General features: G+C 43.5%; 18 protein-coding genes. 7 read left to right on the top strand and 11 right to left on the bottom strand.

What is annotated here, in order from left to right; genetic code table 11:
* Window positions 1–50: 50 nt before the first annotated feature.
* The gene (locus tag EX191_RS05375) at window positions 51–671 is read right to left on the bottom strand and encodes a DNA-J related domain-containing protein (RefSeq protein WP_193447295.1); all 621 of its coding nucleotides are present in this window, start codon (window positions 669–671) and stop codon (window positions 51–53) included.
* A 203-nt stretch (window positions 672–874) separates the two neighbouring features.
* On the bottom strand, window positions 875–1,714 hold the full coding sequence (locus EX191_RS05370; RefSeq protein ID WP_005376329.1) for an isopenicillin N synthase family dioxygenase: 840 nt from the start codon (window positions 1,712–1,714) through the stop codon (window positions 875–877).
* 242 nt (window positions 1,715–1,956) lie between these two features.
* Between EX191_RS05370 and EX191_RS05365 the strand changes: the two genes are divergently transcribed.
* Entirely contained in the window at window positions 1,957–2,553 is a 597-nt protein-coding gene (locus EX191_RS05365) for a DUF2238 domain-containing protein (RefSeq protein WP_193447294.1), read from the top strand.
* On the opposite strand, the gene cutA is transcribed toward EX191_RS05365, so the two are convergent.
* From cutA to EX191_RS05340, 5 genes are all read right to left on the bottom strand, one after another.
* Window positions 2,515–2,847 (bottom strand): divalent-cation tolerance protein CutA, encoded by a 333-nt coding sequence (gene cutA / locus EX191_RS05360; protein WP_031780471.1) that lies wholly within the window; start codon window positions 2,845–2,847, stop codon window positions 2,515–2,517. The two genes, EX191_RS05365 and cutA, sit on opposite strands and share 39 nt — an antisense overlap.
* Window positions 2,848–2,861: 14 nt before the next feature.
* Entirely contained in the window at window positions 2,862–3,113 is a 252-nt protein-coding gene (locus EX191_RS05355) for a hypothetical protein (protein ID WP_012842304.1), read from the bottom strand.
* Window positions 3,097–4,806 (bottom strand): SgrR family transcriptional regulator, encoded by a 1,710-nt coding sequence (locus EX191_RS05350; protein WP_193447293.1) that lies wholly within the window; start codon window positions 4,804–4,806, stop codon window positions 3,097–3,099. The genes EX191_RS05355 and EX191_RS05350 overlap by 17 nt, the downstream gene beginning before the upstream one ends.
* A 79-nt stretch (window positions 4,807–4,885) precedes the next feature.
* Window positions 4,886–5,119 (bottom strand): DUF3389 domain-containing protein, encoded by a 234-nt coding sequence (locus EX191_RS05345; protein ID WP_005395503.1) that lies wholly within the window; start codon window positions 5,117–5,119, stop codon window positions 4,886–4,888.
* A gap of 6 nt (window positions 5,120–5,125) precedes the next feature.
* Complete coding sequence (locus EX191_RS05340) at window positions 5,126–5,560, bottom strand: hotdog fold thioesterase (protein ID WP_012842307.1); 435 nt, start codon at window positions 5,558–5,560, stop codon at window positions 5,126–5,128.
* Between the two features lie 203 nt (window positions 5,561–5,763).
* Between EX191_RS05340 and EX191_RS05335 the strand changes: the two genes are divergently transcribed.
* Complete coding sequence (locus EX191_RS05335; protein ID WP_012842308.1) at window positions 5,764–6,552, top strand: M48 family metallopeptidase; 789 nt, start codon at window positions 5,764–5,766, stop codon at window positions 6,550–6,552.
* A gap of 73 nt (window positions 6,553–6,625) precedes the next feature.
* Here the strand turns inward: EX191_RS05335 and EX191_RS05330 are convergent, their stop codons facing one another.
* Window positions 6,626–7,654 (bottom strand): site-2 protease family protein, encoded by a 1,029-nt coding sequence (locus tag EX191_RS05330; protein WP_047010406.1) that lies wholly within the window; start codon window positions 7,652–7,654, stop codon window positions 6,626–6,628.
* A gap of 423 nt (window positions 7,655–8,077) precedes the next feature.
* Between EX191_RS05330 and EX191_RS05325 the strand changes: the two genes are divergently transcribed.
* From EX191_RS05325 to EX191_RS05310, 4 genes are all read left to right on the top strand, one after another.
* On the top strand, window positions 8,078–9,322 hold the full coding sequence (locus tag EX191_RS05325) for an outer membrane protein transport protein (RefSeq protein WP_012842310.1): 1,245 nt from the start codon (window positions 8,078–8,080) through the stop codon (window positions 9,320–9,322).
* Between the two features lie 20 nt (window positions 9,323–9,342).
* A complete protein-coding gene (locus EX191_RS05320; RefSeq protein WP_193447292.1) occupies window positions 9,343–11,751 on the top strand; it encodes a VolA/Pla-1 family phospholipase in 2,409 nt (802 codons plus the stop codon).
* Between the two features lie 135 nt (window positions 11,752–11,886).
* On the top strand, window positions 11,887–12,096 hold the full coding sequence (locus EX191_RS05315; protein WP_041853072.1) for a YgdI/YgdR family lipoprotein: 210 nt from the start codon (window positions 11,887–11,889) through the stop codon (window positions 12,094–12,096).
* A 289-nt stretch (window positions 12,097–12,385) separates the two neighbouring features.
* Entirely contained in the window at window positions 12,386–12,943 is a 558-nt protein-coding gene (locus EX191_RS05310; protein ID WP_005395511.1) for a PhnA domain-containing protein, read from the top strand.
* 190 nt (window positions 12,944–13,133) lie between these two features.
* On the opposite strand, the gene EX191_RS05305 is transcribed toward EX191_RS05310, so the two are convergent.
* The 3 genes from EX191_RS05305 to EX191_RS05295 form a co-directional block, all read right to left on the bottom strand.
* Window positions 13,134–13,325, bottom strand: coding sequence for a hypothetical protein (locus EX191_RS05305; protein WP_005376351.1), 192 nt, complete (start codon window positions 13,323–13,325; stop codon window positions 13,134–13,136).
* Window positions 13,326–13,603: 278 nt separating this feature from the next.
* Window positions 13,604–14,623: a TerC/Alx family metal homeostasis membrane protein gene (locus tag EX191_RS05300; RefSeq protein ID WP_193447291.1), complete on the bottom strand. Its 1,020-nt coding sequence runs from the start codon at window positions 14,621–14,623 to the stop codon at window positions 13,604–13,606.
* Window positions 14,624–15,246: 623 nt separating this feature from the next.
* Window positions 15,247–16,989: a bifunctional metallophosphatase/5'-nucleotidase gene (locus EX191_RS05295; RefSeq protein WP_193447290.1), complete on the bottom strand. Its 1,743-nt coding sequence runs from the start codon at window positions 16,987–16,989 to the stop codon at window positions 15,247–15,249.
* Window positions 16,990–17,260: 271 nt separating this feature from the next.
* On the opposite strand from EX191_RS05295, the gene EX191_RS05290 reads away from it, so the two are divergent.
* Window positions 17,261–18,895 carry an ATP-dependent endonuclease gene (locus EX191_RS05290; protein ID WP_012842315.1) on the top strand — a complete coding sequence of 545 codons (1,635 nt, stop codon included), beginning with the start codon at window positions 17,261–17,263 and terminating at the stop codon, window positions 18,893–18,895.
* Window positions 18,896–18,953: the final 58 nt, after the last annotated feature.

Here is an 18,953-nt window from a genome sequence, read left to right as displayed (position 1 = left end):
AAAAGGCAGCTAATAGTTAGCTGCCTTCCTTTATCTTTATTCATACCGAATCATTCGTTTCTCAGTACATTCCACGCTTCACAAAGAATTCTAAACCTTTCTGCATCACCATTCTCTCTATCTGGGTGCCAACGAAGCGCGAGTTTTCGCCACTGCTTTCTAATTTCTGCGGGTGTTGCATCAGGGTTAAGCTCAAACAGTGAGAGTGCTTTTGTTTTATCCACACTGACTGTAGACGAACCACCAATGAATTTTTGATAAGTGGTCCAAAATTCATTCAACAATCGACGCACTTCATCTTCGTCCGCTTCGTAGTTGCGCCAATCCAGATAATATTCACGCAAAGGGTCGTTAATATCAACGATATGCTTCGAAGCTTCTAACGAAGACATCAGCTGGATATTCATCGCTTCAACTTGCAGCCAGGCATCTGGGTAAAGCGTTTCTTGCAGTTGGTATAGCGCGTTCATGATTAAGAAATTTCGTTTGAATAAATCCTTATCAGGAGAATCATCCAATTTCGAAATGTAGCCCTGTTCACTCAACTTGCTTGCTAAGGTGTGAACTTTCCAATCGGAAGGCTGCTTTCTAAGAATTTCTAGCATTGGCCAAAGCAACGGGTTTTCTATTGCATGAGTCTCAATACTACTGACCGTGCGTTGTCCTTCCATTCATCCTCTCTGTTTTTAATATTGAAGCATCACACTAATCTCAGAGAAAGCTGCTCATCTGTACTGGTAAAAATGCTTGCTGACGCGTGTTTCAGGCCCAATTTCTGTGGCACCGAATTAAGCGTGGGTATCATTTTGTACCATAAACAACAAAAGGCCGATAGTCATCAACCATCGGCCTTTGTAAGGAGATCACGTAAAGGTTAAATAACCCCTAGTTCACGTAAACGTTCCATAAGGTAGCTATGTGCGGTGTAGCGCTCAGACAAAACCACTTCTGGCTTTGGATGCAAGAACAACGGCAATGAAATACGCGACTTTTCTTGACGGCCACCCGTTGGGTTGATTACACGGTGAGTCGTTGAAGGAAAGTAACCGCCCGACGCTTCTTGAAGCATATCACCAATGTTGATAATTAAGTTACCAAAGTCACAGGGTACATCAATCCAATCACCTTCTTTGCTCTTTACTTGCAGTCCAGGCTCATTAGCGGCTGGCAGAACCGTTAGCAGGTTAATGTCTTCATGCGCGGCAGCACGTATAGCGCCTGGCTCCTCTTCCCCTGTCATTGGCGGGTAGTGAAGAACGCGTAGTAATGTTTTGTCGCTGTTATTGATCATTTCTGACAACGCGATAGAAAACTTCTCTTGAACGTCTTTAGGTGCGTACGCTTCAACCCAGCCTAATAGCTCCTGAGCAAATGCATTCGCCCGCTCATAGTACTCTAAGATTTCAGCTTTAAGTTGCTCTGGGATCTGACCCCAAGGGTAAACATGAAAGTACTCTTTGATGTCTTTCACTTTGTGCCCTTTCGCTACTTCAGACACAGAAGGTGGAAAGTAGCCATCTTGGGTGTCTACGTTAAAGTGAAAATCATTCTTTTGATCTGAACAGAAAAACTCATGCCAGTTTTTGTAAATTGACTCTACAAGCTCTTGTGGAATCGGGTGGTTTTTCAACACACCGAACCCTGTTTCGCGCAGAGAGGTAACGAACTGTTGAGCAGCATCGTCAGCAAGATAATCGACAGTTTCCAGTTTCATGGCTTTACTTCTTTTTTATTAGACTGAATCACGGATTCTATGGATGGCCATGTTGTAAATCAAACTTTAATGAAAGGTGCACGCGCAAACGTTTTAATGTTGAGCAGTTTGGCAATAAATCAACATTTTCAGTGATCAAAAACACCATCAAAATAACAATTGCACACCGTTCAATTAAGTGTAATCATTACCCAAGTCTATGGAGTCCCACTGTAAGATAAATTGAAGGATCAAGTAACTCTATGAAAAGCACCTCGACACTCTTAGGATTGACGATTTTTTATGCCATCGTGTTTTTATTTTCTGCGTTAGAACCTAACTCACGTGCCGTTTGGTTTGCAGAGATTATCCCAGCAATTGGTATTCTTGTTGCTATTTGGGTAATCTCGATTCGCTATCAATTCAGTAATACGGCTTACTTTTTAATGTTCATTTGGCTCTGTTTGCACACTATCGGAGCGAAATATACGTTTTCTGAAGTACCATTTGACTGGTTTAACGACATGATTGGTTCAGATAGAAACAACTTTGATCGCGTTGCGCACTTTTCGATTGGCCTTTATGCGTATCCGATAGCTGAATACTTGATACACAAGAACAAGTTCAACAAAACGTTCTCTTGCTGGTTTGCTTTGTTTGCGATCATGTCGCTTGCTGCAGGCTATGAGATTATCGAATGGTGGTATGCAGAATTGGCTGGCGGCGATGAAGGAATCGCCTTTCTGGGCTCACAAGGTGACATATGGGACGCCCAGAAAGATATGTTGTGCGACACCGTCGGTGCAGCGTTGTCGCTGTTTTTAATGTCGGCTCAGCGTCGATTCTCTCAGCCACTCTAAATAAGGGTTAAACCCATCAACAATTGGAACCTGTACGATCTGTGCTACTTCATATTCGTGCAGGTTTTCTATTTTCTCTTCCACCAATTCATAGAGCTCTCGACGAGTTTTGATCACCAGCAACCATTCGTTGTCAGTACAAATCTCCCCTTTCCATACATAGTGACTTTCAATAGGCATCGTTTGAATACACGCGGCTAATTGGGCATCTAGCAAACCTTTAATGATCTGATCTCGATTTTTTTCGTTGCTGGTTGTGCTTAACACCATGCAGTAGTCATGTTTTATACTCATTTTCTAGCCCTTCATTATTTCATTGTCACTTTGCCGCCAATCATTTTGTAAGCGGGCGTTCCTCTCACTAGGGTATCTCTTGCAAACTCTTGCCCGCAACTGGGACAGGTGCATGGGGTTTGTGTGAAATCGTCAACAATGCGCTCTTTGAAGCACTTGACCAGTGCGCCTTTTCCGCCTTTACGGTACTTGAATAGTTGAGTTTTACACTTTGAGCAATAGATATCGACGGTTTTCGTCGGCTGTTTCTTATTCGGTTTCGCCATGATTCATTTCTATATCAGGTTTTACCCATACGTTATTAAAGTCAAACCAACCTAAGGCATTACACTTTGCATTTTGTAAGGCGCCGCTGTGGTCTTTATTGACACCCAACCAGCAGTGAAACATCGGAATCACCTGACAACTTTTTACCAACTGACGTCCTAACTCACGTGCAGGGAAGTCTGGATAAACACCAGCACGCCACTGATCAACGAGCTTAGCCCAGTCGCTAAAATCGTAACCAGAGCTGAATTTTTCAATATCACTGTAATCCAGAAGCCAGCCCGCTAACGCGTCATTTCGGTTCGTTGCAATGCCCATGGCTTTCACCCAAATATCCACTTCCTCCGGTGCGGGCGGTTGAGAATCATAACGAATAAACTCGACCTCTATACCGTGCGGTTTTAAGAGAGTCTTGATGGCCTTGGCAACTACTGGAAACATCGGATGCTTTTTCTGATACGCTACGGAAATCACCTTATCAACCTGCGGCACGCTGCCCGCCTCTGCTGGCCTAAGGTCAATCCAACCTGGCTTAAGGCCAAAGGCTTGCAATACTCCCAGTTCCATCACTTTATCCTGAGGAACATGAGCATAAATTTGGTGACTGTTTAGAGTTTGTGACAAGAATTCTGCCCAGCGAGGGTCTTTTGCAATCCCGGTGTTTTTGTTTAGTAATAGGAATGTACAGCCAGGATCAAGCTCGACTTCATCAGATGAACCTTGTTTATCCATCTTTGGCTTAGACAAGCTTGGATAGACCATTGAAGAGTACGCTTCATCAATTACCCACACCTCAACTTGGTCCAGTAAGGGACGAAAGCCAAAGTAGCCATCAAAAGCAGTCAAAATGAGACGCTTATCATCATTCATTTTAACTTGGAACGGCCCTGTCCCAATCGGTTGTCTATCGAAGTTTTCTGAACGCAAAGCGCTTGGTAGCAAAACTTTTGCTTGCGACTCACTCAGCGCCAAAGGCAGGTAGCGGTCAGGACGGACGAGTTCAATATCGACGGTCCATTCCTGTGGTGAAGATACCTTTTTTATATGAGAAAACAGGTTCAAGCTACTTAGTGCAAGCACACTTTCAAGTACACAACTGGTTGATAACGGTTCACCATTATGAAAACGCACCCCACGACGAAGATAAAAACGCCAGTGTGTATCAGAAATGGCTTCCCATGTGTGGGCTAAATCTGGCTGAAGTTGTTCATTTTCATCAAGGCGAGTTAGCCCGCTAAAAATTTGTCTGGCGATGTGCTGTTCAGAACGCCGCATCGGTTTCTGTGGGTTTAACATCGCCAATGGTCGATAATAAGGCAAACGTACCACCTGCTCGCCCTGTCGATGCTGAAGCCCTAAATAACCCTGAATAACCTGCGTTAATCGAGCCGCGTCGTTATCAAGCGCATCTAGAGCCTGGCCAATTTTCCCTTCGTCAAGATAACGTCTGGCGAGGTTTTCACTGACGTCGCTACGATTACGTTTGAAAACGAGTTTTGAGAGTTTTCCTCGACCCGCCGCTGGATGCCATTCAATCCAGCCCTCCTCTTCTAATTTATTGAGAACAATACGGGCATTGCGACGTGTACAAAACAGCGCTTCGGTAATGTCTTCTAGCTGAACGTCCGTATCGTGACCGGCGAATTTTTCAAACAGTGTTTCGAACTGAACACGTAAACGAGGGCTACTCATAAAGAGGAAATTCTTATCTTATTGTTGATAAGCTAAGTTTCCTCATTTTTATCAAAAAGTGCAAACGTCACGCAGTAAATTATTGAATATCGATGCCAATTTCTCGTGCAAGATCGGCAAGTTGTTCCTCATTATCCAGCTTGATAGACCATTTACACTCTGCACCATGAGATAAAACAACGTTCGCTCCTCTACCCAGTAACTGGATAGAATCGGTTTGCGCTTGTAAGGTTACCATTGCACTGCCGGAGAGCTTAATCACGATTTCACGCTGGGTAGCAATGATTTTTCCTAATGAAAACTCAATCACCATCTTGCTTTATACCGACTTCGTTTTATGTTGCTTCACTGCGATAGTTAAGCGACTGGTACACACTAATCGGCCTCGTTCATCAGTTATGTCGATTTGCCACACTTGTGTTGAAACGCCAAGGTGTACGGGTTTTGCCGTACCAATCACATGACCACTTCGCATTGCACGTACATGGTTCGCGTTGATATCCAAACCGACACAGTAACTCCCCTCATCAACAGAGAAATTCGCAGCTAAAGAGCCTAATGTTTCTGCGAGTACAACAGAAGCGCCACCATGAAGCATTCCTAAAGGTTGATGAGTAAAACTACATACAGGCATGGTTGCTGTAAGGGAGTCATCCGTGAAATCTGTGTATTCAATTTGTAGATGCTCGATCAGGGTATTTTTTGATGTCGCATTCAGAATCTCTATGCTAACGGGCTTTTTCCATATACTCATTGTTTTACTCTTAATTTCACAAATTGGTTTGTCGGATTGTAACGATTTATTAGAGAGCTAGCATAGACTTTACTTAGGTCTAACTTCAAGGTGTAACATCTTGGCCTCCTTGCCAGTTGATGAATAATTTGATCCATGCATCGTGTTACTATTTGGGTATATACTATTGCTTCAAAACAAAAATAATTTAGATGGAGCCTATTATGAAGGTATGGATGAAAGCCTCTGCTCTTTTAACTATCGCGGGCTTAACGGCATGTAGCGCATCACCGACTGGCCGTAACCAGATCCTGATGTTTTCAGATCAAGAAATGTCATCGCTTGGCGCCAAATCTTTCGAACAAATGAAGAAAGATATCCCAATCAGCAAAGATCGCAAAACGAATGCCTACGTACAATGCGTTGCCAAACACATCACTGACACCATTCCTGCACAAGCTGGATTTAAAGATTGGGAGGTGGTTGTTTTTGATAGTGAACAAGTCAATGCTTTTGCTCTACCTGGTGGGAAGATCGGAGTTTACACCGGGCTTTTAGGTGTCGCGAAAAACCAAGATCAGTTGGCAACAGTCATTGGTCACGAAGTGGCTCACGTCCTTGCTGACCACAGTAATGAACGCCTTTCACAAAGCCAGTTAGCAAATGCGGGATTGTCTCTGGCAAACGTTGCTATAGGAGCTTCCGAGTACAAACAGTATCAGCAAATGACGATGGCGGCACTTGGTGTCGGTGTCCAATACGGTGTTATTTTACCATACGGTCGTACACAGGAATCCGAGGCTGATATTGTCGGGCTTGAGTTTATGGCAAAAGCAGGCTTCGACCCACGTCAAAGTGTCGATTTATGGAAAAATATGAGTGCTGCATCCGGTGGCTCTCAACCGCCTGAATTCTTCTCAACTCACCCATCGCACAGTACGCGCATTAAAGATTTACAAGCAACCATAAATAAGTTGCCTGCGTATAACGCGAAAGCGCCAAAATGTGGCTAAACTTCTGCTACCAGTGTCTATTTTTCGCAAAAAAGCTCCCTAGGGAGCTTTTTTAATGGGTATAAGGAATAGTTTAAGTACCCAGTATCTGTAGTGGCAAGCTCAACAGGCTATCTCCAAGGGTAGCAAAATACCAAATGATAGCGACAAAACCACCGACAGAAACCAAGTACCAAGCAAGTGAGAAGAGTTGTCCGTAACGGGTTAACGGCAATAAATGACTATGATGTCGACCTCTCCATTCCATGACCACTTCTAGCATCCCCATTAACAATAAAAACCCTAGCAACGTCAGCCCGAAAGAATAGCTGATAAAAATACCCAACAAGGCAGCAGCTATACTGCCGACTAATCCAACCCAAGTGTTCATCGAGAAGGTAATGCTTTTGAGTACATGACCACCATCTAGTGGCAGAATAGGCAACAGATTAAACAGGTTGAGCAACGCGTTAAACACTGCTAGGCCAGCGAAGAGCACCTCTCCAGTCATCCAATAAAGCAAAGTAAACGCGATGCTAAGAACTAAACCAAAAAATGGTCCCATAATCGAGATAACCACATCTTGCCAGCGTGTGTTGATCTTTTCATCACTCAGCGCTAAACCGCCAAGAAATGGAATCAAATAGATGCCCTTGGTCTTCATTCCAAAGTACTTCATCGCTCTAATATGGCCATACTCATGGAAAACTAAACAGGCGATCAAAGCTAACGCGAACTCGATAGAAAATAGCCAAGAATATGCAGCAAGACTTGCAGATGCTAGCGCCACTTTGATTACTTTCGCACTCTTGAGTGCTTTCATTCCAAGTGATACTAGCCCTATCACACTTAAACGCTTTTCCGTTGGCGGCTCAACTTCTGGTACTTGGCGTTCGATGTCTTTTTCATTTCGGCAACCTTCGCTAATAAGCTCATCGTTAATTGTGACCTTGTAACTCAATTCAAACGGTTGCCATGTTAATGAACACTCCAAATGGCATACCAGGACTTCCTCCCCTGCAGAGAGTCTAAACTGGTGAAGGCAAGTGTCTGCAACATTATCACTGGCATCTATTTGGGACACCAAGGTGTTATCCCAATATAACTGCTGCCAACCAGCCATCGATCCTTCGAGCCTTAACGAACGACCTAAAAATTCAACATTCAGTAATTCCAACACGATTCCTATTGCGTCTATTGAATAACAACAAAGCGAGGCGCGAATTATGCCTGCTAAGTACAGAAACGGCAAAGCCCGCTATCTCTCGGTTTGAATGCCATTTAACCATAAAGCCCGTAAAACAATTCTGGTCGTACCATTCTCTTAAAAAATATAACGATAATACATGCCCTTACGAATCACCGTTTGACCTATGCATCATATTTAAAACGCAAAATACGCTCAAACTTTGACAAGTTATTAAACATACAATTAACATTACATTTACATCACAGTTGTATTTCACGTATTAACAACTGGTGTAAGTATCACACAACAATTACAAGGACTTCGGTCCAACACTATGACACCCTAGGAGGGTCAAGGATGAACAAGAAGCACTGCTCTCTACTTACAATTTCAATATTGTTTGCGTGTAATGCCCATTCAGCGGGCTTCCAGGTAGCTGAGCATTCAGCATCTGGTCTTGGTCGAGCATTTTCAGGTGAAGGAGCGGTCGCAGACAATGCCAGCGTTCTTGCACGAAATCCAGCAGCGATGACGCTTTTCAAAGAAGCTCAATTCTCGGGCGCGTTATCTATCATCGATCCTGAAGTCGATGTGTATGACACGGTTAACAAAGAACATGCGAAAGATGTTGCCCCTTTACAAGTCGTGCCAGCGGGTTATTACATCAGCCCTATCAACGATAACTGGGCTTGGGGTATCGGTATGTTCACAACATACGGTGTTGCTACTGATTATCCAGATGATATTTCTGCGGGTGACATGGCGGGTGACACTTCCCTACTTTCAGTAAACATTAATCCTAATGTTGCTTACCGTATTAACGAGTCTTTCAGTGTCGGTGGCGGTATCAACCTAGTGTACGCGGAAGCGGAGCTGACTCGCCACAAAGGCGCACTCGCCCGTATTTTAGGTGGTAATAAGTCCGATAACCTTGTCGGCATGGAAGGCGAAACTTTTGCTTGGGGTTGGAATATTGGCGCTTTGTACGAGCTAAATGAAAACAACCGTTTTGGCTTTGGTTACCGTTCTAAAGTTGATCTAGATTTTGACGACGGTGAGTTCAGTAGTTACGACTCAGGCCGAGCTCCATCACCAAAAGTGGATGGCCGTTTAAAAATCTCTCTCCCTTCAATTATCGAATTATCGGCTTTCCATCAACTGAATGAACAATGGGCAGTACATTACGGCTGGCAACAGACCGATTGGAGCACATTTAAAGAACTGAAAGCGACGAGTCCTCAATGTAATGATGGAACTGCTGGTCAATGTTTCTACAAACCAGAGAAATACGAAGACAACAACCGTTATTCTATTGGTGCAACTTACACCCTCAATGCGGATTGGACATTCCGTGCAGGCTTTGCATACGACGAACAAGCAGGTGAAGCCACATTGAGCATCCCTGACAGTGACCGTTTTTGGTACAGCGCGGGCCTGACTTACGCAATGAATGAGAATTTAACTTTCGATGCAGGCTTTGCACTTGTTAAGAGTAAATCAGGCTCTTTCACCGAGACGAACGCTCAGGATGAAGAGATCAAGTTCGACTCTGAAGGTACTGCTTACATCAGCGCGGTACAGATGAACTACACCTTCAAATAATGGGATTACGGAGTAAACCAATGAAACACACGTTTAAATTATCAATGCTTTGTTCTGCAATCCTTCTTGCTGGTTGTGGTGATAATACATCAAGCTCTGGTACTTCCGACAAAGTTCAATTTGAAGATGAAGTCCAAGCACTGCTCGACCGTGGAACATCTATCAGCTTTACGCTTCAAGGGGCGAATGCGGATGTACCTGCGCCCTCTTACTTATTAATGGACACAACAGATGGCACGCTTGGTCTGCCAACTGACGGTGATGATGCCTTAACCAACCCTAGAGCCTCGATGAATACGATGGATGGATGGTCAACGTCTATGCCAATCGTTCTGAACTTTAAAGGCGATGGTTTTGCAACGGGTATGCTGCCGTCTGGTATTAAAGTCATCAAGATTAATCAACGTTTGACCGAGTGGGATGGTAAGTCTAACCCAATCGAAGAAGCTCTCGTTCAGAACCAAGACTACGTTGTTCAAGCAAAAGGCAACTCTCTATATATCCAGTTCATGGATGCGCTTGATGAGTCAAGCGAGTACATTTTTGCAGTAACACAAGATGTTACTGACGTGAATGGTGAGCCAATCGGTACATCAGCCAGTTACGCGACAGGTAAATCTAAAGAAATCGTTTATGAAACTGGTGCTCTTGCTTCTATTCAAGCGGTGACACAAGCGGTGGAAGGCATTTTTGGTCTAGCTCAAGTTAACCCTGACGACATCGTTTACTCCTCATGGTTCAGCACTCAGTCTGTAGGTGATACTTTGGCGGCGGTTAAAGGTGTAACCGCAACCGGTTTCTCAACAGGTGCAAATACACTAAACGCCGTTTACAAAAACGATGCGAACGAAGGTTCAGTAGATTTATCAACAGCCTACACAATGACACTTGGTGCAACCCAAGACTTTAGCACTGCGCTAGACTCTGACGATGACTTTAGTAAGTACGTTAGTGACCTAGACGCGGCAAAAACGGCAATTAAAGGCCTTTATGCGAAGTCAGGTGCCGATGTAAATGTGACTCAAGGTGTGGTCAGACTGCCTCATTATCTAGAAAAAGGGGCAAACTGGAACATGCAGCCAATGGTATCTGCGATGCCAAGCCTAGCGAAGCTAAGTGCAGCACTGGCGGATCCGAACGAGCAAGCGAACATGGTTCAGCAGCTATCAACCGGCGTTTTCGCAAATAACCCTGTTGACGTGACAAAGCTTGCAACCGATCCTACAGAGCAGCTAAAACTGGTGGGTGCTAAACTCACATTAAGCGATGGTACCCAACTCGACAGTGAACGTATTGTGACTCGCTACTCCCCAGTTCCAGTCGTTAAATCGGTAGAAGATGTCGAAGTACTTGTCTTCACACCTAAATCTGGTGTCGCGACCGACGTTGTGATTTATCAACACGGCATCACTTCAGCAAAAGAGAATGCGTACGCGTTCGCGTTCAATATGGTAAAAGCAGGTGTGGCTGTTATCGCAATTGACTTACCTATTCATGGCACACGTAGTTTAGATGAACAACGTTCCGCAAATGCAAATGTACTGGCTTACCTAAATCTTTCCAACTTAGCCGTTGCGCGTGACAATCTACGTCAAAGTGTACTGGATGTATTGGGTTTGCGCGCTAGCTTGGTAGTATCGGCGCAAGGCGGTCTTTTAGCTGGAGGTCCTCTGCAAGGCTTCAACCCAATGACGGGTTCAAAAGTCAAAATGCTAGGTCATTCACTTGGCGGTATTGTGGCTACATCTGCCGTCGCAGCAGCAAATAACACGCTAGGCAGCCCTACTGCGGATGCGCTGTACACCTTTAGCTCTGCATCAGTACAGAACTCTGGTGGTCAAATTGGTAATTTGTTACTAGGTTCAGACAATTACGGCCCTCAGATCAAACATAACCTCGCTTATGCAGCATCAAAAGACTATGCGAATTACGCTGATGCATCATGTGCGGATCTAGAAGATAAAACATGTTACGAAGCATTTGAGGCTGCGGCAACGGAAGCTCAAGTAGCAGCTTTAGAAGCAGGTTTCTCACAATTTATCTATGCAGCACAAACAACGCTAGATACAGTCGACCCGTTCACAAACGCCTCAGATTTGGTCGCTTCTGGTTCACTAACTACACCATTCCTGATGACCGAGGTTGAGGGTGATAGCACAGTGCCAAACAGCGTTCCAAATGCACCATTCGCGGGTACTGAACCGCTTGCTAATAAGCTAGGGTTGAAAACTGTGAACAGTACGGACACTACTGTGAATGCAACTGCGAGCTTTGTACAGTTTAATGCTGCTGCATCGCACAGTACTTTTGCTTCGCCAAATGGCACTCTGTCTGATATTGACCATCACGTTGAGATGCAAATGGAAAACACAGACTTCTTAATGGATGACACTTTAACGGGTGTGACTAATACTTCCGTTCTGAAGTAATCGTATCACCTTTCTTACCAAAGCCCAGTTTCGACTGGGCTTTTTCGTTCTCTATCATAAAAAACCGTCCCGTATATCCTTTGCTATAGTTAAATCGGTGTCGTACCTAACTTACTTGTTTGAAAGGAAAACTCTATGCGCATATTCACTATAATGGCCACTGCTTTACTTCTTGCTGCATGCGGAAGTAGCCAATATCTTATGTCGACAAATGAAGGAAAAATTATTACTTCTTACGGTAAACCGGACCTTAACGAAGAAACGGGTATGTACGAGTATGAAGACATGGATGGGAAAGAAATGAGCATTTCAAAAGATCAAATAGTACAGATTATTGAACGCTAGCAATATACCCTCTATATTTTTAGAGGGCTTTTCCCACACTTCTGAGCGCAGTCAATACTCCCAACGAACCTCTAACTTCCTCAAGAAATGAAGCAACCAATTCATCATTCAAAACAATCAATGCATTTTCTTATATACAGGTATTATTTGTTTAGCGAATATTTTACATCTTCACCCTAATCAGGTTGGAATATTGTAAAATCTCGGCTTTAATTCGCTAACACCCTTTTATTTCTCAGGATAAAGTGGATAATACCGCCACAAAATAACATTACTAAGGTGAGTCCTTATGTCTATTGAAGCTACTCTGCTTGCGCGCTGCGAGTCAAAATGTGAACTGTGTTCTTCTGAATCTCAACTAACAGCATACGCTGTCCCACCTCACGGTAACGTGACCGTTGATACTGCTATCATGGTTTGTGATAAGTGTCTGGGTGAGATCGATGAGCCAAAAGACATTAACCACTGGCGTTGTCTAAACGAAAGCATGTGGAGCCAGGTTCCTGCAGTACAAGTGACAGCATGGCGCCAACTCACTCGCCTAAACTCTGAAAGCTGGGCTCAAGATGCTCTTGACATGATGTACATGGAAGAAGAGCAAATGAACTGGGCGATGAAGGGTATGTCTGATGATGACAAAACGTTAGATTGCAACGGCACTGAACTTAAGAAAGGTGACGATGTAACGGTAATCAAAGACCTACCAGTTAAAGGCACTAACCAAGTAATCAAACAAGGCACAGTGATCCGTGGTATCAGCCTTGGTGATGATCCGAAACTAGTTTCGGGCAAGGCAAATGGCGGTCAGTCAATGTACGTGATCGCAGAATACTGCCGTAAGAAGTAATATCGTATTACTCTACAAGTCAAAACGGGGCACTATTAGTGCCCCGTTTTCATTTCTAATGAACACCAATTTGGAATAAGCTCCTCTACTCCGGATTGACTCTGTATAGAGTTCTAGCTCCGTTATTCGCGTTTGAGCAGCTAAAAAAATACCGGCTTATAAGCCGGTATTTTCATTCATTATTTCAAGATTAACGGTACATACCGATATCTTTTTGAATGTGAGCTGACAAATCTTCCGCATAGTAACTGCGTGGTGCAGTATTATCTACGAATAGAATGTCTAGTAAGTGAGCAATCAGTCCTTTGAAGTTAACCGCGTAGGTTTTCTTATCCATAGAGGTTGGTAAAGCTACATTTGTCATTTGCATTGCTTGTGCCATGATTGCCTCTCTTTAAAGCAGTAGTCTGTTTTGTTGGTTGTATATTAGTCAGTTTCTTATTGTTTAAGAAATGACAAATTTTACCCATTCGGATTAGATTATCTAATAAAACAAGTCCATTACAAACATCAAAAATACAAATGAATAATAACAGCATAAATAGTCATAAATCGTCTAATTATGTTGAATAACTTAACGTTACCTGCATAAAGTCATCTCGACTAACAACATATTTTTAACATTAAGTTTCGTTATTTATTTTATTTTTAGCGCTTTACTTATATTTTTTGATTAGTAATTTTAACGCTAGAGCGACTGTTCGACTTATTTTTGAGGAGCGATGCCACAACTGCTGATGTCATCACAACGATTAAGAATGTGAGTGACCACGTTGTCGGAATCTCATACTCTGTTCCCACCAATAACATCTTTACACCGATAAACATCATGATCACCGATAATGCTGGTTTTAAGTACACAAACTTGTCTAACATCGCTTGCAGAACAAAGTACAAAGATCGCAAACCCAACAGTGCAAACACGTTCGCGGCTAAGACTAAAAATGGCTCTCGTGTTACCGCGAATATGGCAGGTATAGAATCCAGTGCAAACATTACATCCATCACTGCAATTACACCGACTACGATCAGCATTGGTGTTGCCACCCACTTACCAGCTTGCTTTAAGATTAAGTGATTTCCTTGGTAATCATCCGTAACTGGCAATATTCTGCGAATAAACTGCTCAGGGTATGGGTTAACCTCTTCTGCTTCACCTTTGTCGCGAGCAAGCTTAATACCTGTCCAAATAAGGAATGCGGCAAAGAGGTACAACACCCAGTGGTACTGCGCAAGTAACTGAGCACCAACCGCAATCATGATAGCCCGTAGAACTAACGCACCAATCACGCCCCAAAGCAGCGCTCGCGGACGCAAATGCTCCGGCACACTGTATTGTGCAAAGATGATGGCAAACACAAACAAGTTATCCACGCTTAGCGACTTCTCTAGTAAGTAGCCTGTTAAGAATGAAACCGTTGCTTTATCGTTCGTATACGTGCTGTGCGGTGCGTAAAAGTCCCAGAATAAATAGATAGAACCTGCAAAAACAAAGGCAAGTAAGAACCAAAAAACACTCCAAAGGATGGCTTTTTTCATCGTTATAACGCCACCACGCGTTTGATAGATATCAAGCGCAACAAGAGCAAGCGTAAAAAGACCAAAAGCGCCATACATCGCTAATGACTCTTGAAGTGGTGCCGATTGGCTCAATTGGGTGGTACTTTCGATAAGAGACATGCTTCCTCCCATGGCGGAAGGACATGAGTTTGGTGACCTTCCGCAGACAATAACAACAAGCAGTCACATAGTAATCATGTGCTGCCAGTCAATGAATGCGTTGGTCTCGTTGAAGTGTCGGCGTGGATGAATCACGCAACACCTTTACTTACCGGATAAGCTGATGCTTAACGAGATGACGATAAGTAAACTTGCGCTAACTACTCCCCAAACGCCGCAATGATAACGCCGAATGTAACGCTTTCCAACAAAAAAGCTTTGTCCAATCGAAATAAAATTCTTATTAAAAATCAGAAAGAAATATAAAAACAAAGGAATTGGTTCAACCTCGTGAACTTTTGTTAGATGTAAAGATCAGCAAGTGACTCAAGGTGATACATTTAAGAGTCGGAGCGATGTCTCTGAGAACATATACACAAAAAAGGAGCATAACTGCTCCTTTCCTAACTTCCGTGTTATTAGCAATTCAAAAACCACTCAAAGGTACAAAGTAAACTAACGTTGACCAAATTGCGACCCAAGCAACCACCACTGCCGTATCTGTCCAATCTTTATTCCACATACTGCCACCCTAATCATCGCATGTAGCAATTGAAGGACAGCAAAATCGATACCAATATCTACTATCTGTGTTGCTGTGTATAAAGTTTGTGACTTTGATTCAAGCAGTTTGGCTCATCGGTCAGAAGTTCAATAAAACAGTCTGCCATGGATAAGTTGGTTACACGCCCCTCGCCTTTCATCTCCAGTAGCGCATCGTAACCTTCTTTCCCTTTCATGGTATAAGCGGAGGAAGTGCCTCGATACCAGGTGTCGTCTTGAACGTCGACCCATTGTTGACCATCAAAAATTGCTAATGACTGAATTCTTTCACCTTTAGGGGCATCAGCTCGGTACTCAAAGTTTAAATTGTAAGTGTATGGATAACTGCCAGAGCCAGTACCTTCCACATCATTGTTGAGTGCATTGTTTATGGCGCCTTCAAGTGCTCGGCGAATAGCACTGCCTTTTACGTCGTAAAAGCCGATCGGAACGGCAAAAGGCAACAATCGTCCGGCAATATCTGCCACTGTGATGTTGCCAGGATTCAATGATGTTCGCACGCCACCCGCATTATGAATCGCAAATTGAACCTCATGCCCGCGTTTATTTAGGCTGTACAAAAATGAACGAGCAACAGAAGAAGCCAGCTCGCTCTCACCAAACTCATCTGGGATTCGCACATGACGCTTTTTGGTGTCAATACTGGCAATGACTTGTGACTGCAACTGCCTTACCCGAGGGATGTATTTATCACTTAGGATTGCTTGAGTCTCCGGGTGTTTCTTACAGACCACCACATTAGGTTGACCATGGATAAAGTCACACGCGGTTTCGAATACGCCTTGGTCAAGCTGTTGATTTAGTGTCGAGTCCCAAAAAATACGTCGGCCAAGTAACAGTTCATTTTGACCACTCAGCATGGTTGCTTTGCCGTTTTCATCAAATTCAATGACGCAGTGCCCCATAGTCAAAGCATGAAAGCCCGCTTGCACAACGTAGGTATCTTTTACTTTGACACCATAAGGGTCATCTTGCCCTAAACCTATTGATGAGAAATCGCCTTGCAGTCGGTGGCTATGTCCACCAACAATAATACCAATCCCCTCAACTTGTTCAGCCAACTCTAAATCACCTTCATAACCTAAGTGGCTCAGAAGAATGATATTTTTAATACCAGAGGAGTGAATTTGTTTTACGGTCGCCTTAGCGGTTTCAATTGCAGACTTAAATGGCGTATCTACATCTGGGTTCGCGATATCGCTCATTTTATCAATGGATAATCCGAAAATCGCAACCTGCTCACCATGAAACTCTTTGACGATGTATTGTGCGCTTTGTGTCTCCGTTTGATAGCTATACACATTGTTGCTATCGCTGACTCGGTGAGGCTTTTGAAGCGATTCATTTGATAGATCCCAGTTACCAGCAAGCAATGGAAACTGAGTGCGTTGACAGAATAAGGCAACAGGTTCATTACCCATATCCAGTTCATGGTTGCCTAACGCCATCGCATCAATCTTTAACGCATTCAACAAATCGGCGTTGGCTTTACCTTTAAATAATGAGAAATAAAGTGTGCCTTGGAAACAGTCACCAGCATGGAGAAATAACATCCCATGCCCTTGACGCTGAGCGTCGTCTCGTAGCTGCTCTACTCGGGTTGCGATGCGAGAAAACCCGCCAGCACTCACGTATGGCTCTAGCGTGAGTTCATTGTTGATCTTAAGCTTTAACTGTAATGACGTTGGCTCAAAGTAGGAATGTGTGTCATTGATGTGTGCCAGTTTGATTCTCACTGGCTTATGATTGTTATTCATCTTCATCTTCTCTCTTTTCATTCCTTATAATAATAAGAAGTGAATCATGACAGAATCATGAATTTTATGAAACTGTGATTTTTTGATTTCATGTTTAAGTGATCACGATGCTATCTACACTACTTTTGAAAGCAAGCGTCGCTTGTTGCGGTCTCTATTCATTAAGGGGCTCTCGTAATTTTGTGAACTGAGCTTAACTCCAATATTTCGAATTAATATATGCTTAGGAGTAGCAAAATAACTCTCTATAATTCAAATAATTGCAAGGAGGATTGAGATGAGACTAGAACGCATCGAAATCTCCGGGTTTAGAGGCATCAAACGCCTTTCACTCTCTTTTGACGAACTCACTACGCTCATCGGTGAGAACACGTGGGGCAAATCATCATTGCTCGATGCCCTTTCTATCGCGCTACCTGCTAATGGCTCATTGTATCAATTCGAATTAAAAGATTTTCACGTTGATTATTCAATTTCTCATCCACAAACCCAACACTTGCAGATCATTGTTTGCTTTAAAGCACAAGACAAGAACGAAGTAAAAGCTGGGCGTTATCGACGGATAAAACCTGCATGGTGCACAAACGAGGATGGTGAGCAGGTCATTTACTATCGAATTAGTGCGTCTCGCGACGAGTATGATATTAAAACTGAATACGCATTTTTGGATCATAACGGCAAGCCGAAGAAACTGCACCACTCTGAGAAACTCGCTGTAGAGTTGATGACTCTTCACCCTGTTATCCGCCTACGAGACTCCCGACGCTTCCCAGATTTAAACCACGTCAACGGCGACAGCAAAAATGCTCGGATTGAAAAACGAATCAACAACACCTGCCGACGGCTATTGGCGATGCCTGGGCACGTAAACAAGGGTGAGATTCGCAGTAGTCTCGATTCAATGCAAACACTTGTCGAACACTATTTTGCGTTCCGCAGCGTCAGCAAAGGTAACCCACGAAAACCTCGTGATGGTCTTTTTTATACAAGCCCTTCCTCTGATAAAGGATTAAGTCAATTCCTTAAGGAAACAAATGATAAACAGAGCCGCTTGCTTTTAATGGGGCTTCTCAATGCTTACCTTCAAGCAAAAGGCCCTACCGATTTAAGACGCTGCGCAAGACCGATATTGATTATCGAGGACCCTGAAGGCCGACTACATCCGACTCATCTCGCTAGAGCGTGGTCATTATTGCAGTTGTTGCCAATGCAAAAGATTTTAACTACCAACAGCGGTACGTTACTTGGCTCGGTTCCACTTTATTCAATCCGACGTTTGATTCGCTTGTCAGACCGAACCATTGCCAAGAGCTTAAACTCTGCCAAGTTTGGTAGAGATGAGTTACGCCGAATTGGTTTCCACATTCGTTTTCATCGCTCAGGGGCGTTGTTTGCACGGTGTTGGTTACTCGTAGAGGGCGAAACTGAAGTTTGGTTATTTCATGAACTGGCTCGTCAATGCGGATATGACTTAGCTGCGGAAGGAGTTCAAATCGTTGAATTTGCACAGTCAGGACTAAAGTCACTGATCAAAGTGGCAAAAGAGTTCGGTATCGACTGGCATGTTGTTACCGATGGTGACCCGGCAGGTAAAAAGTACGCGCATGCCGTGAGAGCGCAACTCGATCATGATCAGGAAAGGCATAGACTTACAGAGTTACCTGATCGAGATATCGAACATTTTCTATACAATCATGGGTTTGAACTTTTCTTTAAGGACATCATCAAAGTTCCTCATGATCACCCTATCCCAGCTAAAAAAGTAGTAAACCGTGTTTTGAAAAAGCATGCAAAACCGGACTTAGCTTTGGCCATTGTATCTCACTGTGAAGAGAGAGGTATGGAGTGCATTCCTGTACTTCTGCGTTGGACACTTAAGCGCGTTGTCACCATGGCAAACGGCAATACATGAGTTAGAGTATTTCACACTCACACCTTGCCTTGTAATACAAAAAAAGCACACCAAATTG

It is taken from the genome of Vibrio chemaguriensis (genome assembly GCF_012275705.1).
In the GTDB taxonomy this organism is placed as follows: Bacteria; Pseudomonadota; Gammaproteobacteria; order Enterobacterales; family Vibrionaceae; genus Vibrio; species Vibrio diabolicus.
The sequence above is the reverse complement of the archived record's forward strand: the minus strand, read 5'-3'. Positions and strand labels throughout refer to the sequence as shown.